Raw genomic sequence first — 21530 nt, 5'->3', positions numbered from 1 at the left:
CTTTGTCTTCTTTGTCTTCTTTGTCTTCTTTGTCTTCTTTGTCTTCTTTGTCTTCTTTTAAGAAATTTAACGTATGTCTATTATTCATAAATATTTCATACCACGATAAAGATGGAAGGATATTCATAAATGTTAGAATTATAATGGTAGAAATACTAAATAAAGTAATTGTGATAAATACACTAAATGTAGATTGTAGGTCGAATTTTGGTAAAAATTCAATGTTTGTAAAGAAGAATATAAGAATGATAAAGCCAAAAGATAAAGTGAAAATCCACAAGGTTTTAAATGGATCTTTAAAAAAAAACTCATTTAATTTTGTATTCATGTATGCCTCATTAAACGAACATTAAAAATCTATTCTAGTGTAAGAAAATTTAATGCGAAAGGCTTTTTGCTGCTTCACGCCAGCAACACAATACCACCAATGACAGTGACCGAGTCAAAAAATATTTGGCTCGGTTTGGCTTGAGTTGGAGTGATTTCTAATCGTTATTCAGCTTGATCAGGTAGTTGTTTCTTACGCTGCGATTGGCTAGATAAAAACTCTAAATTCCAAAGTTTTTCTGCATGTCGACCAATCCACCAAAATGAAGCAGCGAGTATGATAAAGAAGATTGCTTTATGCATACCAACCCAAAAGAACTCAAAATATTTGGTATATAAGTTTAGAAATAAAAAGGTAATACCAAAACCGCGTGAAGTTGCATCATCGTGTTTTAAGCCATATATAATCGCAATGATAGCAACAAATGCAAATAAGATGCCCCAATGAAGTAGCTCGTATTGTTTAACGTTGTACCAGCTACTTAAATCACCATAGTTGCCAAAAATTGAAAGAATCCATAAAGCAATAAATAGGTAGAGTAAGCCCATGACATACGTTGAATGAGCAAAGTCAGAAAAACGCGTGTGACGTTTAAACAATAGACTGACTCCGATCAGCACTCCGCCAAATAACACAAAGCGCAAAGGGAAGTTCATACCTAAATAGTATGCACCCCAACCAGACATATAGCCTGTTTCAGCTCCGAACCAAGAGCCGAGCGAAAGCAGAGAAAAGATCCAAATCAGTTTTGAGGGAAACCAGAAGGCGAGTGCGGCGTAAATGATTGTGGAAAGTAAAAATAGCAACGAGAAATGTCCGCTACCATTATCAATCGCTTGTCCAAAATATGCCACGGAAACGGCTGTAGAAAGCACACCAGCAAAAATAATCGCTTCATTGCTAAAGTGGTGTAAGGGCTTGGTTTTACGGCGACGATAGGCAAATATATAAAAAGCAGCGGCCGCAGCAGCAAATATGAGACATGGGATGACTTTTGAATTTAAAAATAATTGTTCAAGTATTGTCATTAACCATTCGTCTAGGGTGATTGCAGCAACTGCAATCACTGTGCAAATCATCGAGATCCAAAATGAATATTTTGCTAGTCGTTCCCAATCAAAAGATCGAATGGAAAAGCTGCTTTTAAGATCATTGGCGACGTCAGGTGTAATCGTTCCTTGTTGTTGCCAATACTCAATGGTGTGTTTTAAAAATAGTCCCTGTTTTTTATTTAACTTCATTAAAGAACCCTAATGCCTATTCATCTGTACTGATATAACAGACATCGGATTCAAAAGAAGTATATTTTTCTTAATAATTTGTTGTTAAGCCTACAATTTTAAAAAGCGAGCAATCACTTGGCGTAATTGTTTCAAATAACCTGTAAAGAAATGATTTGCACCAGGCATGATGGTAATCGGGTGTTTTTGGGGCTTTGCCCAAGCGATCATATCTGAGAGCAGGGTAATGTCATCCTGTTCGCCATGTACAAACAAAATATCACCATTAATTTCAGGCGTTTTGTAGTGACGGAGATCAACAACTGAACCTGTTGGTAAGCCACACAAAACTAATTGTTTCGGGCGTAGCTCTTCACTGAGTTGCGCTTGGCATTTTGCTAAGACATGTGAGCCAAAACTAAAACCTCCTGCATAGAACGTTAAGCCCACATGTTTTGCACGTGCATATTCAATCACAGCCAACATATCATCAGTTTCACCATGACCTTGGTCATGCGTACCTTCACTACCACCTAGCCCACGAAAACTTGGACGGTAAACAACACAACCCATTTCATTAAAAATTTGCGAGAGTAAAACAGGCACTTTGTGATGGGGTGTACCCCCTTGTAGTGGGTGAGGATGACAGACAATAGCAAAACCCGTGATTTCACCTTGGGGTTGATCAACAAACATTTCGATTTGACCAACAGGACCTTGGATGAATAGTTGTTCAGACATAAAATATGTAATGAATTATGGAAGAATCCACTATTTTACCGATAAAACTTAACGAGAACACGAATTGGCATTAAAAATTCTCAACTGTTATAGTTTAACCAAGATAAATTGATATTGATTGAATATGCTTGCTCTAATTTCTCCTGCGAAAACACTTGATTACGAAACGGCTTTACCTACCGATACACATACCCAACCACGCTTATTGGAACAATCACAGCAGTTGATAGATGTGTGTCGCAAACTTTCAGCGAGTGAAATCGCTTCATTAATGACCGTGAGTGAGAAAATCGCCAATCTAAATGTAGAGCGTTTCCGTGACTGGAATGCAGATTTTGATTTCTCAAATGCTCGCCAAGCGATATTTGCATTCAAAGGTGATGTTTATACAGGTTTGGATGCCTATCGTTTAGATGAGCAAGATATTGATTTTGCGCAGCAGCATTTAAGGATGTTGTCGGGGCTTTATGGTTTGTTACGTCCTTTAGATCTCATGATGCCATACCGTTTGGAAATGGGAACAAAGTTAAAGAATACACGTGGACATAACTTATATGAGTTTTGGGGTAGCATTATCACCGATCAAATTAATCAAGATTTAGCTGAAATTGATGCAAAAGTATTGGTAAATTTAGCTTCTGACGAATATTATAAATCTGTGAATGAAAAGAAAATTCAGGCGGAAATTATCAAACCTGTGTTCTTAGATCAAAAAAATGGAAAATATAAAGTGATTAGTTTCTATGCGAAAAAAGCGCGTGGTCTAATGGCAAGATACTTAATTGAAAATCAATTGAGTGAAGCAGAACAATTAAAAGCATTTAATAGTGAAGGATATTACTTTGATGCAGGAAGTTCATCAAATAAAGAACTTGTATTTAAACGGGATGAACAGTAGTCATCCTGAGTTTGTCGTGGGTGGGGTGTGATGTTAAGCAAAGAACATTTATTAAAACATGCGATTTCATCTGATCAAGTCTGTATTAAAGGGCATTTGACAGAACCGCGTAGTTATGGGGTTTATGCTTTGCCCTTAGATACTGATGGAACAAGACGTTTTCGTTTTGGCAATCACCCAGTACGTCAACAGGAACTGAGACATGAATTTGGCTCCTGTACCTTATATCAGCTTTTTCTTGATCGTAAAGATGCCGAATCATTGGCAAAATGGCTGAATCAAGCAATGTAGAGATGACTGATTATGCAGCAATATTTATCTACATTAGAAAAATCATGGTATGAGTTGCATCGGCATTATCAGTTTTCTGAACCTCAGAGAACTTTTAATAAACTGATTGCTGCTTATAGCGAAAAGCAAAGGGCTTATCATACGATTCAGCATTTATATGAATGTCTTGTTTTAGTTGAAACGATTCGATCTGAATTAAATGATTCGAATGCAGTCGCATTGGCCTTGTGGTTTCATGATGCGGTTTATGATCCACAAGCTAAAGATAATGAGCTGAAAAGTGTTGAGCTATTTGAGCGGTATTTAGCTCAAGACTTACAAATTGATCGTATTCAGAAAATAAAGCGTTGGATTGCAGCCACGCAAAAGCATGAATCGACTGAAGAAGTGGATTTACAATTTTTGCTGGATATTGATTTAGCTATTTTAGCGACTTCACCTGAGCGTTTCGAGGAATACGAACAACAGATTCAACAGGAGTATGCTTGGGTTGATCCAGATGTTTATTTAATTAAAAGAAAAGAAGTTCTAGCACATTTTTATCAGACAGAATCGCTTTATCAAACGGCATATTTTCAACAGAATTTTGAGCAGAGAGCGAAAGGGAATTTGAGGGGTTATTTGGGATTGTCTCTGTAAGTGGTTGATTTTTTATATTAAGTCATGCTTTATTTTATATATTTTACTACATATTTTTCTTGGTTCTGGTAAATTATCAACTCAATTACTCCATCTTTAAGACTTCCTGCGATATAGAAATGATAGTAATAATATGGAGTAGGTTCTTGACTATCCCCAGAATACCAACCTGATTTTCTTAATTTAAAGTTTTCTATATCTCCATATTTTTCATGTAGCCCTGTATCTTGCTGGAATATTTTTACAATGTATTTCTCATTTTTTTTATAATCCCTAGTTATCATATAATTTGAAAAATATGCTAAGGAGGTAGCTAAAGCCAAAAAGGTTAGAACTTTTTTTATATTGAACTTCATTTGTTCCTCTTGAAATATCTATATTCTAAAATAAGAAAGGATTTAATAAGTACTAATTGGTATTTTTTTAGCTATTATGCCATTACAGTATAATGGGCATATGATAAAGAAGCACATAAGAGTGCCTTAATAGTGTGGTTTATAAGATGAGTATTGAAGGGATAGGGTTTATCCCTTCATAGAACATATTATTTAAAGAAATACCCAGTCTCTGGTGAGCTCGCATTGGCCATACGTTTACGTGGCATACGACCAGCTAAAAATGCTTCACGACCAGCTTCAACAGCTTTCTTCATCGCTGAAGCCATCAAAATCGGGTTTTGAGCAGCGGCAATCGCCGTGTTCATCAATACACCATCGCAGCCTAGTTCCATCGCAATCGCAGCATCGCTTGCTGTACCTACACCTGCATCGACTAACACAGGAACTTTGGCATTTTCTTTAATGATTGAAATGGTATGTGGATTCAGAATCCCTAAACCAGAACCAATCAAGCTGCCCAAAGGCATGATCGCTACACAACCCATGCTTTCAAGTTCTTGAGCGACAATTGGATCATCTGAAGTGTAGACCATGATTTCAAAACCATCATCAATCAATGTTTGAGCCGCTTTAAGCGTCGCTGTCACATTTGGATATAAGGTTTTTTCATCACCAAGCACTTCGAGCTTAACTAAGTTATGACCATCAAGTAATTCACGAGCCAACATACAAGTACGAATTGCGCTATCTGCATCGAAACAGCCTGCAGTATTTGGCAGAATCGTGTATTTCTCAGGTGGAATAACTGAAAGTAAATTGGGTTGATCTGGATGCTGTCCAATATTTACACGACGAATCGCAACCGTCACAATCTCAGCACCACTGGCTTGAATGGCTAAATCAGTTTCATTTAAATCTTTGTATTTACCAGTTCCGACCAATAAACGTGATTGAAAAGTACGTGAACCAATAATTAAAGGGGAATCTTGCATGGGCTTACTCCATTTTTAGCCAATTAGCCGCCACCAACAGCTTGAATAATTTCAATACGATCTTCAGGAGCAATTGTCGTTTGCTCAAGTCTACTTTTCGGAATGATCTGTTGATTCTTTTCTACAGCGAAGCGTTTGCCTTCTAGGGCTAAGTCTTGAATCAGTTGCTGTAGGTTTTCGCAAGACGTGTCAGTTAACTCGCCATTTAGATAGATTTGCATGATAAATCCTTATTTCGCATGCTTGATTGCTTGCCATGCGAGTAGCACCCAACCCACAATCATAAATGCACCACCAATCGGGGTGATTGCACCTAATATTCTAGGTAAGCCAAGCGCCATAATGTACAACGAACCGCAGAAAAAGAGGATACCAATTTGAATCAAAATAAAAGGAATTTTTATTGGAAAGGTTGGCGTGGTTTTATTTAATACAGCCAAGATAAGCAAACCAATGGCATGATAGAAGAAGTATTGTGTTGCTGTAGCCCACCAAGTAAGTTGTTCAGGCGTAGCAAAAGATTTTAAGCCATGTGCACCAAAGGCACCGAGCATCACCGCAAGCGCGAGATTCAGCGCAGAGATCGCTATCCACATAATTACAATGTAACTAGAAATTTGAGTGGTAAAGTTATCATATTCGAGAAATTAAGCATAGCCAAATACAACAAAAGGGCATTAAGCCCTTTTCATTTTATTTAACGTTTAACTCGCTGACATCGCGGTTTTGATCTTTTCCATTGCATTTTTTTCAAGCTGGCGAATACGTTCGGCAGAAACGTTATATTCAGCAGCAAGTTCATGCAAGGTAGACTTATCATCATCTAGCCAACGACGCTGTAAAATATTACGAGAGCGGTCATCTAGTTGATCCATTGCTTCATGCAAAGCAGCGGTACTTTGTTGCTCGTAATCTTCTTCCTCGACTAAGCGAGCAGGGTCATAACGGCTATCTTCTAAATAAAGCGCAGGTGCTGTATGGGGCGTGTCATCATCATCATCGCCTTGTGCTTCAAATGCAGCATCATAAGCAGTTAGACGACCTTCCATTTCAATTACTTGTTCAGCTGTAACATTTAAATCACGAGCTATGGCTTTTGCTTCTTCTAGCGTCAGCTTTTTGCTTGATTTTTTTAGACTGCGTAAATTAAAAAATAATTTACGTTGAGCTTTGGTGGTCGCTATTTTGACGATACGCCAGTTACGAATCACGTATTCATGAATTTCAGCTTTGATCCAATGCACGGCAAACGAGACCAAACGAACGCCCATATTTGGATCGAAACGTTTTACTGCTTTCATTAATCCAAGATTGCCTTCTTGAATTAAATCACCTTGTGGTAACCCGTAACCTGCGTAGCTACGCGCAATGTGTACCACAAAGCGTAAATGTGACATGACCAATAGTTTGGCAGCATCAAGGTCTTGGTCGTAATAATAACGATCAGCAAGTTCTTTTTCTTGCTCGGCCGTTAAGATTGGAATTTGATTGACAGTACTGATATATGCACCAAGGTTTACGCCAGGCGCAGACAATGACAGGGGCATCAATTGATTGCTGCTGTCAGTAGTCATGGAGTCTCCTTATAGGATGGTATTAGGTCAGCAATTTCATCTTAATGCGAATGTGCTTCATCATTAAGGAAATTTGAGTATAGAAATGTAAATCTATCTTTACCAAGAGTTTAACAAAAAAAGTAAACAGGAAAAACCCTAAAGAGATTCAATTAAATAGTGGAATTCATTTTCAGAAATTTTTAGAACTTGGCATTGGAGTTGTTGGATTTGGCAATATCGTGTTACATCAATTTCACTATGTGGATCAGATGACTTTAATAAATATTGTTTTTTATCATTTGCTTTTTTTAGAGCGCGTTTAAGTAAAAGTAATGGCATCGGACAAGGTTGTCCTAAAGCATCAATAATTTCTGTGGAGCTAGAAAGGGTAAAGGTCATAATCATTTAGATAACTTAACACAAAATCATCTTAGCAAATTTTGACAAAGTTTTTGAAAAATTTTTTTACTAAAAACTCAGCAAAATAATCGTACGAAATCAATGGAAACAGGGGAAATAACTTAAAATAAATCTATTAATTGTGATAAACCCATGTTAAGCTCGGTGCGTTTTAGGGAGTGTTTATTATAATTTTATTGTAATAAAGCCTATAACAAATGGATGTAACCGGAAATTGTTGATAGTTTTACAGAATGATTACAAGCTTTAAAATTATAAAAAATTTTAAAACCTTGTTGGCTCTGCTGTTTGCAACACCGGAAGGTCCTTATCTTTCAATATCTGAGGATTGACTTATGACAGCTCGTGAACAAGGCGTAGTAAAGTGGTTTAACGACACTAAAGGCTTTGGTTTTATTCAGCGTAATGGTGGTGATGACGTATTTGTTCATTTCCGCGCAATTATGGGCGACGGTCACCGTTCTTTACGTGACGGCCAACGCGTTGAATTCAGCGTAGTTCAAGGACAAAAAGGTTTCCAAGCTGAAAACGTTCAGCCTTTAGACTAATTTGTTCTATTGCTTTAATGCAATATGAAACGCTCCAATGTTATATTGGGGCGTTTTTGTTTATAATAACGACTTTGTTTTGGTCATTGATGGTTCGAGAGCATATATGACGCCAGGTTTTGAAACCTTAAATTTACATCCGCAGTTGAAAAAAGCGATTGATGCTTTGGGTTTTACTCAGATGACCCCAATTCAACAAAAGGTTTTGAAATATACGCTAGCAGGGCATGATGCCATTGGTCGAGCACAAACAGGTACAGGTAAAACAGCTGCCTTTTTGGTGAGTGTGATCAATGATCTATTAAATAATCCTATTCAAGATCAACGTTTCCGTGGTGAGCCACGTGCGTTAATTTTGGCACCTACACGTGAGTTAGCTTTGCAAATCGAAAGTGATGCTCAAGCCCTTACTAAATTTTCAAATTTGCATCTTGTTACCCTATTGGGTGGTGTAGATTTTGATAAACAAAAGAAAATGTTGGATCGTAACTTTGTTGATATTATTGTCGCGACTCCGGGGCGTTTAATTGATTTCGTTGAACAAAAAGAAGTCTGGTTGGATCGCATCGAATTTTTAGTAATTGATGAGGCAGACCGCTTACTGGATATGGGTTTTATTCCATCCGTAAAAAGAATTGTTCGTTTTTCTTCGCCTAAAGAGCAACGTCAAACATTATTATTTTCCGCAACTTTTAGTTATGACGTATTAAATCTTGCACGACAGTGGTTGTTTGAGCCTGTAACGGTTGAAATCGAACCAGAGCAAAAGACCAATAGTGATGTAGAACAACGTGTTTATATGGTTGCGAAGCAAGATAAGTATAAACTCTTACAAGAAATTCTTCGTGATGAGCCGATTGATAAGGTGATGATCTTTGCAAACCGTCGTGATCAAGTGCGCCGCTTATATGATCATTTGAAGCGTGATGGGTATAAGGTTGGAATGCTATCGGGTGAAATTGCACAAGATAAGCGTGTGAAGATGTTGGATCAATTTAAAAATGGCAAGAACAATATTATGATTGCAACGGATGTTGCTGGTCGTGGTATTCATGTGGATGGTGTTTCACATGTGATTAACTTCACTCTGCCTGAACAATCTGATGATTACGTGCATCGTATTGGTCGTACTGGGCGTGCAGGTGCACAGGGTGTAAGTATTAGTTTCTTATCTGAAGATGATGCATTTTATTTGCCAGAGATTGAAAAAGCGATTGGTAAAAAATTACCACTAACTCGAATGGAAGGTTATTGCTAGATCCGAGTTAATAACAGGTTTTAGTGGTTGTAGAGCCAAACATTTGACATATGAAAGACTAAATCATTTTTTGATTTGGTCTTTTTTATTTGCAAGTGTGTTTTGATACGCAAATTACACAAAAGATTCAGGTTTTTTTTTGAAATCCTGTGATTAGTTGCTGAATTGAAATAGATCAACATGTAGAATATGGCGCATTACCTGGGAGGATATTATGGCTCTAATCTCGATGCGCCAGCTCTTGGACCACGCTGCAGAACATAACTACGGCGTACCAGCGTTTAACGTAAACAACTTAGAACAAATGCGCGCAATTATGCTTGCTGCAGATGCGACAAATTCACCTGTGATTGTGCAAGCTTCGGCTGGTGCACGTAAATATGCAGGTGCACCTTTCTTGCGTCATCTTATTTTGGCGGCGATTGAAGAGTGGCCACATATTCCTGTGGTAATGCACCAAGATCATGGTACAAGTCCTGATATTTGCCAACGTTCGATTCAGTTGGGCTTTAGCTCAGTGATGATGGATGGTTCATTGGGCGAGGATGGTAAAACGCCAACTTCATATGATTATAATGTTGATGTAACACGTCGTGTCGTTGCACTGGCACATGCATGTGGTGTTTCAGTTGAAGGTGAGATCGGTTGCTTGGGTAGCCTTGAAACTGGTATGGCTGGTGAAGAAGATGGTGTAGGTGCAGAAGGTGTACTTGATCATTCTCAGCTTTTAACCTCTGTTGAAGAAGCAACTCAATTTGTTACGGATACTAATGTGGATGCTTTGGCGATCGCTGTAGGTACTTCACACGGTGCGTACAAGTTTACTCGTCCACCTACAGGCGATATCTTGGCAATTGACCGCATTAAAGAAATCCATACTGCTTTACCAAACACACATCTTGTAATGCATGGTTCAAGCTCTGTACCACAAGAGTGGTTAGCGGTAATTAATCAATATGGCGGCGATATTAAAGAAACTTATGGTGTGCCTGTAGATCAGCTTGTAGAAGCGATCAAGCATGGTGTGCGTAAGATTAATATTGATACCGATTTGCGTTTGGCGTCTACAGGTGCAATGCGTCGTATGATGGCTGAGAAACCAAGTGAGTTTGATCCACGTAAATTCTTTGGCGAAACTGTTGAAGCAATGAAAGATATTTGTGTCGCTCGTTATGAAGCATTTGGTACAGCGGGTAATGCAGACAAGATTCGCCCAATTTCTTTAGAGAAAATGGTCGATCGTTACAAATAAAACCGATTTGTGATGAATTAAAAACAGCGGCAATTGTCGCTGTTTTTTTGTGTGATTTAAGCGAAGAAATGCCAGCGGATACGCTGGCATTTTTTGAATGTGATTACTGATGCTTATTGTGCTTTTGCATCTAAACTCACATCTTTGATTTCAACGTAGGCATTGGCACGAAGCTCGCGAGTCCAACTGTCTACTTCCATTTCAAATTGACGCTCACCTAAGATCTGACGAGCCATACGTTCTTGGGCTTCTTTGGTCATATCTTGTTGGCGAGTGTCCATAACTTCTAAAATATGCCAACCAAATTGACTTTGGAATGGTTCGCTGACCTCTCCAACAGGTATGTCTTTCATAACCTTGTCAAACTCTGGCACCATCACACCTGGACTTACCCAGCCAAGACTTCCGCCATCACGAGCTGAACCAGGATCATTCGAATAAGTTGCTGCAAGTGTGGCAAAATCATCACCAGCCTTGATTCGATTATAGAGGCTATCAATCATTTGTTTGGCACGATCAAGACTGACAACCTCTGATGTTTGAATCAGAATATGGCGTGTTTGATATTGGGGTACTAGGGCTTTTTGATCATTTTGTTTGCGATCAAGTAATTTTAATACATGGATCCCATCTCGTACGTTAACCAGTTCGGTAGTCTGTCCGGCTTTTAATGGAGTGATACGGGCAGAGAGCTCAGTTGGAATGTCTGATAAAGAGCGGAAGCCCATATCTGCTCCATCCACTTTAACGGTTGAAGTTGAGAGCTGGGTACTAATCGCTTTAGGATCATCACTTGTAGCGAGTGATTTTCTTACTTCTTGAGCTACTTTTCGCACTTCAGTGGTATTTTCACCAGCAATACGCATGTGGATCACGTGAACTTGTGTGCCCAGCGCAGCTTGACCTTCAGGAGAGTTTAAGAAATTTTCAACATCATTATCACTGATTTTGATGCGAGACATGACCTGTTGTTGACGTAGACGACCAATTGCGAGGTCTTCGGCAATACGGTTACGTAGTCCCTCATATGTTCCTGGTGCCATAGCATCTAACTTTTGTTGGAAGGCAGAGAGTGTGGTCGCTCCAGATTGGTTTGCAACTCTCAATACTGCGGCATTTAAGCTATTTTCATCAGGTTTAATGCCATAGCGTTTTACTTGCTCTAGCTGTGCTTGACGAACAATAAGTTGATCCAAAACCTGCATTTGTAAATATTGTTGAGGCGGAACGGGTTTGTTTTGCGCTTTTAATTGATGTTCAGTTTCAGCAATTCCTTGCACCAAATCACTTCTGAGAATGACACTACTATCCACAATTGCAACAACCTCATCCGTAGGTTGAGCAAAGCTTTGCATTGATGAAGAAATTAGGGCGGCGAGAACAGTGGCTCTAAAGATATGTTGAAAATGTTTTATCTTCATTAACGTTGTGTCCAAGATTGATTGATTTTGTTAAAACCTAAAACTCTATTCTCAAGAAGAGAAGAAAGTTTATTGTTTAAAGCGCCTAGACCTTTAAGTGTAAACTCTGCCATTACAGCGCGCTTTCTATGTACGTCTGGAAGGTTTGGATCATCCAAATCGTTATAGTAAGAACGACCATAAACAGAGACAGCCCAACAACATGATTCGTAATTTACGCCAAGTAAATATTCTCGCATCAGATTATTGTCTAAGTCATATTGAGCATGTCCCATAATACGCCAATTATCTTTTACAGGTTGTATAAAGGATGCAACAACTTGATCATATGCATCTTGTCGATCTTTAATGTCTTTCCTGTAGAAATAACCTAGATTGTATAGATTGCCTTTGTCACCAGTGTAATAGGCTTGGACGTCACGTTGAGCATTATCTCCATTCGACATCCATGCTGAATTTGCGTTAATGGTAAAGTTTTGATTCAGTTGACTAGACACGCTCACAATAGGTCCAGTTCGGCTTTGCGTATCAAATTGATCTAGCTCTTCATTTAGGCTGACGCGGCGATCATTGAAATAATAGCTTTGACCGACACTTGCACGAATACGCTCCAAACCTTCTGTATCCAATAGACTATAGGTGACTCCTAGGGATAAGAAGTTATTATCTTCTAAGCGGTCATGCCCATAAAAACGGTAAGGGTTAAATAGCTGATCGTAGCTGATCGAGGCTGAGGTCGAATCAAAGTTTGGATAGTCATCTTGCTTTTTGTATGGTGAATATGCGTAAAAAGCACGTGGAGAAATGCTTTGCAAATATTTACCATCTTTCTCAAACGTCAGCCCAGTTGCCAAAGTGAATTGGGGGACAACTACAGATTTTTCTAAATCATCCGAAGATGCAAGTCCACGGCCTTCTTTAGAGTCTTGGTCGTAGAAAGTGTTGATGCTGCGTACAGATACTTCTGGAATGACATAAAACCATGATGGTGTGATGTGGTTATAACGCACTGCAAACTGGTTATAAATACGCGTACCACTAGATTCCAAGGCAGAACCATCACTAATGGATTTCTTGAAATAAGCGGTATCATTATTAAACTCATACTGTAAGCCTTGTGGGTCTCCAGTCATATAATTTAATAAAAATTGTGGGAGACGAGCATAAGGCTTATCCGCATCCTCGATTGTTTTATCTAAAGTTTGGAAGTCTTCGACTTTTAGTTGTGCTTTTAGTCCGGGAATACCATTTCTATAGTTTAGTTCCCATGCACGACGTAAGTTTAAATCTGTTTTAGAGTTTGGACTGGTATCGAAATCGGAAAAATAATCCTTATCAGAAGCATAGTTGTATTCTAGATTGGTCGACCATTGTTCATTGATTTTCCAATGATGGAGAAAATGCAAATCAGAGCGATTTTCCTTGTCATACTGCTTGTCACTCGATAAATACCCACCCCAAATCCGACCAGCACCAAAATTTTCTGTCATGTAACCGAAATCAGCGTCGAGTTTGGTACCACGCTCACTCATGAAACTTGGTGTAAGTGTTAAGTCATAGTTGGGCGCTAAATTCAGATAAACTGGAACTGCAAGCTGAACACCGCCATCATTACTGTAGCCGAAGTTGGGGCTTAAAATACCAGTAGTGCGTCGATCATCTATAGGAAAGTTAAAATAGGGCACAGCAAGTACAGGTACATCTTTTACATAGAGTTTTGTGCCGCGAGTGACACCACGTCCAGTCTCTTGATTGAGCTCAATTTGCTTAGCTTGGATTTTCCATGCTGGTTTTTGGCCAGGAGGGCAAGCTGTGTAGCTTGCATCCGTTAAAACGACTAAATTTTCATTTTGGCGTCGAATTTGGTTGGCATGACCATGTGCATGCTGTTGTTCGGTGATATAGAAACTATTGTTTAAATCACCTGTTTGGGTTTTTAAATTATAGTTAATCTGGTCACTTTGGGTGAGTAAACCTGCTTGAGCAAGTTGAACGCTCCCTTGTGCATTCGCATGGGTTTGAGTGGAATCAAGGGTGACTTTATCTGCCCGTATCATTCGGCCTTCTTGATCAATCACCACATTCCCTTGTAAAACAGAGTCACCATTTGGGTCATAGTGTCCATAATCTGCTGTAATAACAGAGGTTGTTGCATTTTGATCAGCAGTTTTGGTTACTGGATTGATAGGTGTAATCCATGTACCTTGACAGAAGGCTGAACTTAAATATTGATTGTTACGTAATTGTGCTTCTGGCGCAGATTTGTCAACGTAATATTGCTGGAAAAATTTTTCTCCAGGATATTTTTCTGGATCTTGCTGAGCGATGGCTTTGAGCTGCGTATTATCAAGCGTAGAAGCATGAGACGTAAACGGCACAAGTTTATCCGCTGCGAGACTTGATTGAATCGAGCCGCCACATAAGAGTGTCAAAATAGCAGTTGCTAAAGGATTATATTTAAACTGATGTTTCATTGTCTCATTAACCAATACGCTAATTCACAATTAATTATTGTCGCATCATAGAGAAAAAGTTGATAAGTGGCTACACTTAAGCTTTCAAAATCTCAGCTAGATTTAGATTTTATTGCAAATGAATACACAACGTGAACAATTGATACAAACTTGGCTGCATACCACACTGCAATCTGATCAGTTCGAGATCAGCTTTCTAGCAGGTGATGCCAGCTTCCGTCGCTATGCGCGAATCAAGTTACAAAACAAAACATATATGCTAATGGATGCGCCTCCTGAAAAAGAAGATTGTATTCCATTTGTGAGTATTGATGAGTTCTTTGATCAGCATGGTGTCCGAGTACCCCATATCGTTGCGAAAGACTTAACGCAAGGTTTGTTGCTGTTAGAGGATTTTGGTGATGTTGTCTTGTCGACATTATTAAATGATGACACGGTTGATCAATATTATGCGCAAAGTTTTCAGCAGTTGATTGAATTGCAAAAAATTGATGGTCGAAACCATTTGCCTGCGTATTCTTATGAAAAGTTAATGACCGAAATGCGTTTATTAACGGAGTGGTTATTGCCTTCGTTGAATATTCAGCCTACAGAGCAGCAGCTTGAAACCATTGAACAAGCATTTGACTTTCTGGCTGTCGAGGCGACCAATCAACCACAAGTGATTGTGCACCGTGACTTTCATAGTCGAAACCTCATGAAAATTGAGGATGAGCAGGCTCTGGGGGTGATCGACTTTCAAGATGCGGTGATTGGTGCGGATACTTATGATCTGATTTCGATTACACGCGATGCCTATGTGCAATGGAATGCTGAACGTGTGTATCAATGGTTTGAAGTGTTTTATGACTTATTGCCAGATTCTGCGAAAGAAAATCGTAGTTTTGAACAATTCAAACGTGATGCTGATCTTATGGCGATTCAACGACATCTCAAAATTCTAGGAATTTTTGTGCGTTTATTTGAGCGTGATGGTAAATCTGGTTATTTAAATGATTTGCCACGAGTGATGTGGTATTTGCTCGAAGAAAGTCAAGGTTATGATGAGTTAAATGATTTTATGCAGTTTATTCGTGATGTCGTCATGCCGAAATTTATTGCTAAATATGGTCATTACGAGGTAGCAGCATAATGAAGGCAATGATTCTGGCTGCGGGTCTAGGCAATCGCATGCGACCTTTAACCTTACACACACCAAAACCATTGTTAGAAGTGGGTGGGAAGCCACTGATTGTTTGGCATATTGAAAAGCTACAACAAATCGGTGTGACTGAAATCGTAATTAATACGGCTTGGTTGGCTGATAAACTTGTTGCTGCTTTAGGTGATGGCGCTCAATTTGGTGTAACTATTCTTTGGTCACATGAGGGCGAAGGTTTAGAGACAGCAGGTGGAATCATCAATGCATTACCATTGTTAGGTGATGAACCATTTATCTTGGTCAATGGTGATGTATGGACAACCATGGATTTTTCTTCATTATTGAATGTTAATCTTGATCATAAACAAGCGCATTTGGTCTTGGTCGAAAACCCCCCACAACATTTAAATGGTGATTTCATTCTTTCGAATGATTTAGCATATACTTTTGAGCAAGCTCAATTGGGTGAGGCGCTCACTTATAGTGGTGTAGCAGTATTGTCTCCACAAATGTTTGCTGGTTTAGAGGGTGGGAAACGACCTTTAGCACCATTACTAAAGCAAGCGATGCATCAACAGCAAGTTTCAGCTGAGAAAATGCAAGCAGTCTGGGTAGATGTTGGAACGCCTGAGCGATTAGAGCAACTTGATCAACAAATTCAGCACGGCGAGCTTTTATAAATACGTTGTCTATCTTTGATTTGTATGAAGAATGGCAAAATACAGAGGATTGTGCAGTTTATCATGCTGTAAGATGTTTAACTGCATAATCGTTCAACAAGTCCTACTGTGTCTTGTATCAGAAATCGGTATACTGCACAGCAAATTTATCGAGATGTTGCACCGTTATGCATCCTTTTTTTCAAGAATTAAAGCAAGGAAGTCAAGCCTTAGGATTAAGCCTGAGCGAAGAAGCCCTAACACTGTTGTTGAAATATCAAGATGCTTTAGTGCTATGGAATAAGGCATATAACCTGACAGCTATTCGCGACCCTAAAGAAATGTTGGTTAAACATTTATTGGATAGTTTAAGTATCTTAAATGATTTACCACAGGGGCGTTTGTTGGATGTAGGAACAGGTGGTGGTATGCCAGGCATGATCATTGCATTGTGCCAACCAGAACGTCATTGCGTGTTATTAGATTCAAATGGGAAGAAGATTCGTTTTCTAAAACAATTTATTGCTGATTTGAAACTAAAAAATGTAATTGCAGTGCAAACACGTGTTGAAAATGAAGAGAGCATTGATGAGCTTGGTCATTTCGATGTCATTACAAGTCGTGCTTTTGCATCATTGTCTGACTTTGTTGATGCGGCACAACCATATATGCATGAGCAAAGCATTATAGCTGCAATGAAAGGCTTAGTCCCGATGGATGAGGTTGAGCAGCTGAAAAATGAATATTCGTGTAAAGTGATAGAACTTCGTGTACCAAGACTAGATGAACAACGTCATTTACTTTTACTTCAACGTATTCAATAAAAAATATTAAGGGTAATCATGGCTCAAATTATTGCGATTGCAAACCAAAAAGGTGGTGTAGGGAAAACCACGACAGCGGTGAATCTTGCTGCGTCTTTGGCGATCCTAAAGAAACGTGTCTTGTTAGTTGATATGGACTCTCAGGGCAATGCCACGATGGGGTCTGGTGTTCAAAAAAATGATTTACTTTATTCAATAACCGACGTTCTTTTGGGTGAAGTTCCGATTGAGACTGCGATTCAAAAAGCAGAGGTTGGTTATAAAGTTCTAGGTGCAAATCGTGAGCTTGCTGGGGTGGAACTTGCAATTGCTGAGCAAGAAGGCAGAGAGTTTATTCTTAAAAATGCGTTGCAAGAAGTTGCTGCATCGTATGACTATATTATTGTCGATTGTGCGCCAAGTTTAAGTTTGATTACGGTCAATGCGTTGGCGGCTGTCAATGGCGTGATTATTCCAATGCAGTGCGAATACTATGCATTGGAAGGTTTGGCTGACTTAACACAAACAATTGATCGTATACAAAAAGCCCTTAATCCAAACTTGGAAATTGTTGGGGTATTACGTACCATGTACGATGCCCGTAATGCATTGACACGTGATGTCTCAGCTGAGTTGGAACAATATTTCGGTAAGAAACTGTATGATACGGTTGTGCCGAGGAATATTCGCTTGGCTGAAGCACCTGCACACGGTTTGCCTGTGATCTATTTTGAAAAGAGTTCAAAAGGGGCAGTTGCCTATTTGAATTTGGCCGCAGAAATATTGAAGAAAAGTAAAGTGAAAAAAGGAAGTGCTGTATGAGCATCAAAAAACGCGGGTTGGCTAAAGGTCGTGGTTTAGATGCGCTATTGGGTTCAATTCAAAAAGAGAAATTGCAACTTGAGGCACAAGCTTTAGATCATGGTCAACTCAAGCAGATTGATGTCAATTTATTGAAACGTGGGGAATATCAGCCTCGTCGTTTTATTCAGGAGCAAGAGTTAAAAGAGCTTGCTTCTTCGATTGAAAAACATGGTGTGATGCAACCGATTGTGATTCGTCCTGTGGACGATGAGCAGTATCCATACGAAATTATTGCGGGTGAACGTCGTTGGCGTGCAGCACAGATGGCGGGTTTGACTGAAATTCCTGCAATTGTACGTGAACTCAATGACCAAGTTGCGATTGCCTTAGCGCTGATTGAAAATATTCAACGTCAAGATTTAAACCCAATTGATCAGGCCTTGGCATTGCAACGTTTCCATGAAGAATTTGGTTTAAGTCATCAAGAGATAGCTGAAACTGTAGGTAAAGCACGGACCACAGTGAGCAATTTATTGCGTTTATTGAGCTTGGCTGACCCAATTAAAGATTTCATGCAGCAGGGTCAAATTGATATGGGGCATGCACGTGCCATCTTGACTTTGAAAGCGAAAGACCAGATTGAAGTTGTACAGATCGTCATTGATAAAGGTTTGTCGGTCCGTCAAACTGAACAGTTGGTTCGTGAGTGGAATGAACCGAAGCCTGAAAAGGAAAAGGCGCTAATTTCTCCAGATATTGAACAACTGACCCAAAAGCTTTCAGAGCGTTTTGGGGCAAATGTGAAAATAGACCATAATCAAAAAGGCAAAGGGAAATTAGTGATTCAATATCACTCATTGGATGAGTTGGATGGAATCCTAAATATTTGTTTGCCAAACTAATACTTAGAAGACCTCCTTTTTATATTTTAAATATTATTGGGGAATAATATGTGGGAACTTGTGAAAGCGGGTGGTTGGTTAATGCTGCCCCTTATTCTCTCATCAATTTTTACGGTTGCGATTATTATTGAACGTTTCATTCGTTTGAAACGTTCACAAGTTTTACCTCAAGCATTACTGGTGAATGGTGCAGATGTGGAATCAGTTGTTTCACATTTGGAACATGATGAAGCCCAAAAAAGCCCTCTAGGTCGTATTCTAAAATCGGGTTATGTACATCAAAACCAAGGTGAGCAATTTGCTCGTGCACAAATGGAAGCCACAGCTTCACAAGAAATCAGTTACCTAGAAAAAAATATCAACTTTTTAGGTACATTAGGTGCAATCGCACCATTACTTGGTTTGTTGGGCACGGTTATCGGCATCATTCAGGCTTTTTTAGTAGTTGATATTGGTTCTTCGGGTAATGCCAGCATGATGATGCCGGGGATTTCAACGGCGTTAATTACTACCGCTGTCGGGATGTTAATTGCAATACCTGCCATAATTGCTTATCGCTATTTTCAGCGTGTGGTGCATGAATATGTTGCTGAGTTAGAGCAACAATCAACATTGTTTCATGCGGCGCTTTTTTACAAGAAAGCAGCACATGTGCATGAACACCGTCGTGCAAGTTAAGCATAGGTGTCATGATGAAATTTAAACGTTCTCAGGTTGAAGATATTCACATCAATTTGACACCAATGATTGACTGTATGTTATTTATTTTGGTGTTTTTACTGCTTTCAACCACTTTTAGTCAGCAAAGTCGTATAAATCTTACGCTGCCTGATGCCAAAGGTGTCCCTCCGAAACAATTCGATGACAAAATTGAAATCATGGTAGACTCAAAAGGGTATTATTCTGTGAACGGTCAAGCATTATCAAGTAAAGAGATTGCTGATCTGAGCACTGCAATTAAACAAGTTGCACAGGATCGTCGAAATTTTATGTTTATCATTGCTGCTGATGCAAGTGCCGCACATCAAGATGTGATTCGTGTGATGGATGTGGCTGGACAGCTTGGCTTCGTAAATGTCAACATCAGCACTAAAGTTCCAACTAGAGGTTTTACTGAGTGAATCAAGATTTTAAAGTCTATTTGCGTCTTTTAGCTTATTTAAAATCTTATTGGGGCGTCGCCTTATTGGTATTGATTGGTTTTAGTATCAATGCCGCCACAGAAGTTTCGGTAGCGAAATTACTTAAATATATTATTGATGCGATTCAGGACGGTAGTCGAGAAAACTTGAACTGGTTTCCCGTCTTAATCGTTTTACTCATGTTTTTCCGTGGTGTCGGCTTATTTCTTGGTGGATATTTTACAGCCGTGATCTCTAGAAGATTGGTTTTTAGTATACGTCAAGAGGTTTATGCGAAACTCTTAAGATTACCTGCACAATATTATCTTGATAATACATCAGGTCACATTAGCTCTAAGTTGATGTACAACGTACAACAGTTGACAGCTGCCTCGTCAGATTCACTACAAACCGTTGTAAAAGATGGTCTAATTGTGATTGGGCTGCTTAGTTATTTATTTTATACCAACTGGCGCTTAACACTTTGTATTATTGTATTTATGCCTGTGATTGGCATTTTGGTTCGTGTCGCTGCGAAGCGAATGCGCAAACTTTCACTACAAGTACAAAATACCATGGGTGATGTGAATCACGTGGTTCAAGAAACCATTAATGGCAATTCGGTGGTTAAAAGCTTTACAGGTGAAGCTTTTGAGCAACAACGCTTTTATAAGTCATCGGTAGAAAACCTTCGCCGTGGTTTAAAAATGGTGGTGGTTCAAAATATTAACAGCCCTGTAGTTCAGCTAATCTTGTCATGTGCAATGGCACTTATTCTTTGGTTGGCGTTAAGACCGCAAGTATTTGGTGATACTTCGGCGGGTGAATTTGTTGCATATATCACTGCCGCAGGTTTGATTTCTAAACCCGTGAAAAACTTAACAGATATTAATGAAAAACTACAACGTGGTTTGGCTGCAGCTCATTCAGTCTTTGAATTATTGGATTTGCCAGAAGAAGAGAATAAAGGGCAACTTAAACCTGCATTGAAAGGCAATATTCGATTTGATCAAGCAAATTTGCAATATAGCGATGGTACCCATGCGATTAAAGATTTCTCTTTAGATATAAAAGCGGGGCAAACGATTGCATTGGTTGGGCGTTCAGGTGCTGGTAAAACCTCTTTAGTCAATATGCTGCCACGGTTCCAAGAACTAAGTCGCGGGCAAATTTATTTTGATGATATTCCAGTACATGAAATTGAATTGCTCAGTTTGCGTTCGCAAATTGCAATGGTCAATCAACAAGTGGTGTTATTTAATCGTACGGTCCGTGACAATATTGCCTATGGTCAATTACAAGATTCTAGTAATGAGCAGATTATTGCTGCTGCAAAAGCAGCTTATGCACATGACTTTATTATGGAATTGCCACATGGATATGACACGGTTCTCGGTGCACAAGGTTTAAATCTATCAGGTGGTCAACGTCAACGTATTGCGATTGCCAGAGCAATTTTGAAAAATTCACCAATCTTGATTTTAGATGAAGCAACCAGTGCACTTGATAACGAGTCTGAATACTTCATTCAACAAGCATTTGATGAAGCGATGCAAGGTCGTACCACGATCGTGATTGCACACCGTTTATCAACAGTTGAAAATGCAGATCTTATTGTCGTCATGGACAAAGGTGCGATTATAGAGCAGGGTACGCACACAGAGTTACTTGCTAAACATGGTATGTACTACCAGTTACATCAGCGTAATTTTGAGGAAGATTAA

25 protein-coding genes are annotated in these 21530 nt (G+C 39.1%); 14 read left to right on the top strand and 11 right to left on the bottom strand.

Features of this window, described 5'->3' with window-relative positions; all coding sequences use genetic code 11:
- From EXE30_RS15965 to EXE30_RS06110, 3 genes are all read right to left on the bottom strand, one after another.
- Nucleotides 1-328, bottom strand: a 328-nt coding sequence (locus EXE30_RS15965; RefSeq protein ID WP_213072742.1) for a hypothetical protein, incomplete at its 3' end; no start/stop codon positions are given.
- Nucleotides 329-492: 164 nt separating this feature from the next.
- Nucleotides 493-1569 carry a DUF2157 domain-containing protein gene (locus EXE30_RS06115; RefSeq protein WP_130161637.1) on the bottom strand — a complete coding sequence of 359 codons (1077 nt, stop codon included), beginning with the start codon at nt 1567-1569 and terminating at the stop codon, nt 493-495.
- 90 nt (nt 1570-1659) lie between these two features.
- Nucleotides 1660-2289, bottom strand: a complete 630-nt coding sequence (locus EXE30_RS06110) for an alpha/beta hydrolase (protein WP_130161636.1) — start codon at nt 2287-2289, stop codon at nt 1660-1662.
- A 124-nt stretch (nt 2290-2413) separates the two neighbouring features.
- Between EXE30_RS06110 and yaaA the strand changes: the two genes are divergently transcribed.
- From yaaA to EXE30_RS06095, 3 genes are read left to right on the top strand one after another with little or no spacing between them, the layout of a single operon-like run.
- A complete protein-coding gene (gene yaaA / locus EXE30_RS06105; protein ID WP_130161635.1) occupies nt 2414-3187 on the top strand; it encodes a peroxide stress protein YaaA in 774 nt (257 codons plus the stop codon).
- Nucleotides 3188-3217: 30 nt separating this feature from the next.
- Nucleotides 3218-3478, top strand: a complete 261-nt coding sequence (locus tag EXE30_RS06100; protein ID WP_005197227.1) for a hypothetical protein — start codon at nt 3218-3220, stop codon at nt 3476-3478.
- A gap of 12 nt (nt 3479-3490) precedes the next feature.
- Nucleotides 3491-4117, top strand: a complete 627-nt coding sequence (locus tag EXE30_RS06095; RefSeq protein ID WP_130161634.1) for an HD domain-containing protein — start codon at nt 3491-3493, stop codon at nt 4115-4117.
- Nucleotides 4118-4146: 29 nt separating this feature from the next.
- Here EXE30_RS06095 and EXE30_RS06090 read toward each other — a convergent pair whose 3' ends face one another.
- From EXE30_RS06090 to EXE30_RS06065, 6 genes are all read right to left on the bottom strand, one after another.
- Complete coding sequence (locus tag EXE30_RS06090; RefSeq protein ID WP_130161633.1) at nt 4147-4473, bottom strand: hypothetical protein; 327 nt, start codon at nt 4471-4473, stop codon at nt 4147-4149.
- Nucleotides 4474-4661: 188 nt separating this feature from the next.
- The gene (locus tag EXE30_RS06085) at nt 4662-5447 is read right to left on the bottom strand and encodes a thiazole synthase (protein ID WP_018679821.1); all 786 of its coding nucleotides are present in this window, start codon (nt 5445-5447) and stop codon (nt 4662-4664) included.
- Between the two features lie 23 nt (nt 5448-5470).
- Nucleotides 5471-5668: a sulfur carrier protein ThiS gene (gene thiS, locus EXE30_RS06080; RefSeq protein ID WP_130161632.1), complete on the bottom strand. Its 198-nt coding sequence runs from the start codon at nt 5666-5668 to the stop codon at nt 5471-5473.
- A 9-nt stretch (nt 5669-5677) separates the two neighbouring features.
- Nucleotides 5678-6043 carry a DUF423 domain-containing protein gene (locus EXE30_RS06075; protein ID WP_004671423.1) on the bottom strand — a complete coding sequence of 122 codons (366 nt, stop codon included), beginning with the start codon at nt 6041-6043 and terminating at the stop codon, nt 5678-5680.
- 108 nt (nt 6044-6151) lie between these two features.
- Nucleotides 6152-7021, bottom strand: coding sequence for an RNA polymerase sigma factor RpoH (rpoH, locus tag EXE30_RS06070; RefSeq protein WP_130161631.1), 870 nt, complete (start codon nt 7019-7021; stop codon nt 6152-6154).
- 138 nt (nt 7022-7159) lie between these two features.
- Nucleotides 7160-7408 carry a sulfurtransferase TusA family protein gene (locus EXE30_RS06065; protein WP_407641634.1) on the bottom strand — a complete coding sequence of 83 codons (249 nt, stop codon included), beginning with the start codon at nt 7406-7408 and terminating at the stop codon, nt 7160-7162.
- A 350-nt stretch (nt 7409-7758) separates the two neighbouring features.
- Here EXE30_RS06065 and EXE30_RS06060 point away from each other — a divergent pair, with 350 nt between their 5' ends.
- The 3 genes from EXE30_RS06060 (at nt 7759) to fba (ending at nt 10481) form a co-directional block, all read left to right on the top strand.
- Nucleotides 7759-7971, top strand: a complete 213-nt coding sequence (locus EXE30_RS06060) for a cold-shock protein (RefSeq protein WP_004653893.1) — start codon at nt 7759-7761, stop codon at nt 7969-7971.
- A 106-nt stretch (nt 7972-8077) separates the two neighbouring features.
- On the top strand, nt 8078-9229 hold the full coding sequence (gene rhlB, locus EXE30_RS06055) for an ATP-dependent RNA helicase RhlB (RefSeq protein WP_130161630.1): 1152 nt from the start codon (nt 8078-8080) through the stop codon (nt 9227-9229).
- 214 nt (nt 9230-9443) lie between these two features.
- The gene (gene fba / locus EXE30_RS06050; RefSeq protein WP_130161629.1) at nt 9444-10481 is read left to right on the top strand and encodes a class II fructose-bisphosphate aldolase; all 1038 of its coding nucleotides are present in this window, start codon (nt 9444-9446) and stop codon (nt 10479-10481) included.
- 113 nt (nt 10482-10594) lie between these two features.
- On the opposite strand, the gene EXE30_RS06045 is transcribed toward fba, so the two are convergent.
- A complete protein-coding gene (locus EXE30_RS06045; RefSeq protein ID WP_130161628.1) occupies nt 10595-11902 on the bottom strand; it encodes a peptidylprolyl isomerase in 1308 nt (435 codons plus the stop codon).
- Entirely contained in the window at nt 11902-14376 is a 2475-nt protein-coding gene (locus tag EXE30_RS06040; protein WP_130161627.1) for an LPS-assembly protein LptD, read from the bottom strand. Before EXE30_RS06040 ends, EXE30_RS06045 begins: the two co-directional genes overlap by 1 nt.
- Nucleotides 14377-14494: 118 nt before the next feature.
- Here EXE30_RS06040 and EXE30_RS06035 point away from each other — a divergent pair, with 118 nt between their 5' ends.
- The 8 genes from EXE30_RS06035 to msbA all read left to right on the top strand — a co-directional run bounded on the left by EXE30_RS06035 (nt 14495) and on the right by msbA (nt 21530).
- On the top strand, nt 14495-15508 hold the full coding sequence (locus EXE30_RS06035) for an aminoglycoside phosphotransferase family protein (RefSeq protein WP_130161626.1): 1014 nt from the start codon (nt 14495-14497) through the stop codon (nt 15506-15508).
- Nucleotides 15508-16197: an N-acetylmuramate alpha-1-phosphate uridylyltransferase MurU gene (gene murU / locus EXE30_RS06030; RefSeq protein ID WP_130161625.1), complete on the top strand. Its 690-nt coding sequence runs from the start codon at nt 15508-15510 to the stop codon at nt 16195-16197. The genes EXE30_RS06035 and murU overlap by 1 nt, the downstream gene beginning before the upstream one ends.
- Before the next feature lie 167 nt (nt 16198-16364).
- Nucleotides 16365-17000: a 16S rRNA (guanine(527)-N(7))-methyltransferase RsmG gene (gene rsmG, locus EXE30_RS06025; RefSeq protein ID WP_130161624.1), complete on the top strand. Its 636-nt coding sequence runs from the start codon at nt 16365-16367 to the stop codon at nt 16998-17000.
- Between the two features lie 18 nt (nt 17001-17018).
- Complete coding sequence (locus EXE30_RS06020) at nt 17019-17801, top strand: ParA family protein (RefSeq protein WP_130161623.1); 783 nt, start codon at nt 17019-17021, stop codon at nt 17799-17801.
- Complete coding sequence (locus EXE30_RS06015; protein WP_130161622.1) at nt 17798-18685, top strand: ParB/RepB/Spo0J family partition protein; 888 nt, start codon at nt 17798-17800, stop codon at nt 18683-18685. Before EXE30_RS06020 ends, EXE30_RS06015 begins: the two co-directional genes overlap by 4 nt.
- Nucleotides 18686-18733: 48 nt before the next feature.
- Complete coding sequence (locus EXE30_RS06010; protein ID WP_130161621.1) at nt 18734-19363, top strand: MotA/TolQ/ExbB proton channel family protein; 630 nt, start codon at nt 18734-18736, stop codon at nt 19361-19363.
- 14 nt (nt 19364-19377) lie between these two features.
- A complete protein-coding gene (locus EXE30_RS06005) occupies nt 19378-19806 on the top strand; it encodes an ExbD/TolR family protein (RefSeq protein ID WP_130161620.1) in 429 nt (142 codons plus the stop codon).
- A complete protein-coding gene (msbA, locus tag EXE30_RS06000) occupies nt 19803-21530 on the top strand; it encodes a lipid A export permease/ATP-binding protein MsbA (RefSeq protein ID WP_130161619.1) in 1728 nt (575 codons plus the stop codon). Before EXE30_RS06005 ends, msbA begins: the two co-directional genes overlap by 4 nt.

The sequence above is a fragment of the Acinetobacter halotolerans genome (assembly GCF_004208515.1).
In the GTDB taxonomy this organism is placed as follows: Bacteria; Pseudomonadota; Gammaproteobacteria; order Pseudomonadales; family Moraxellaceae; genus Acinetobacter; species Acinetobacter halotolerans.
This window is presented reverse-complemented; position numbering and strand designations above follow the sequence as displayed.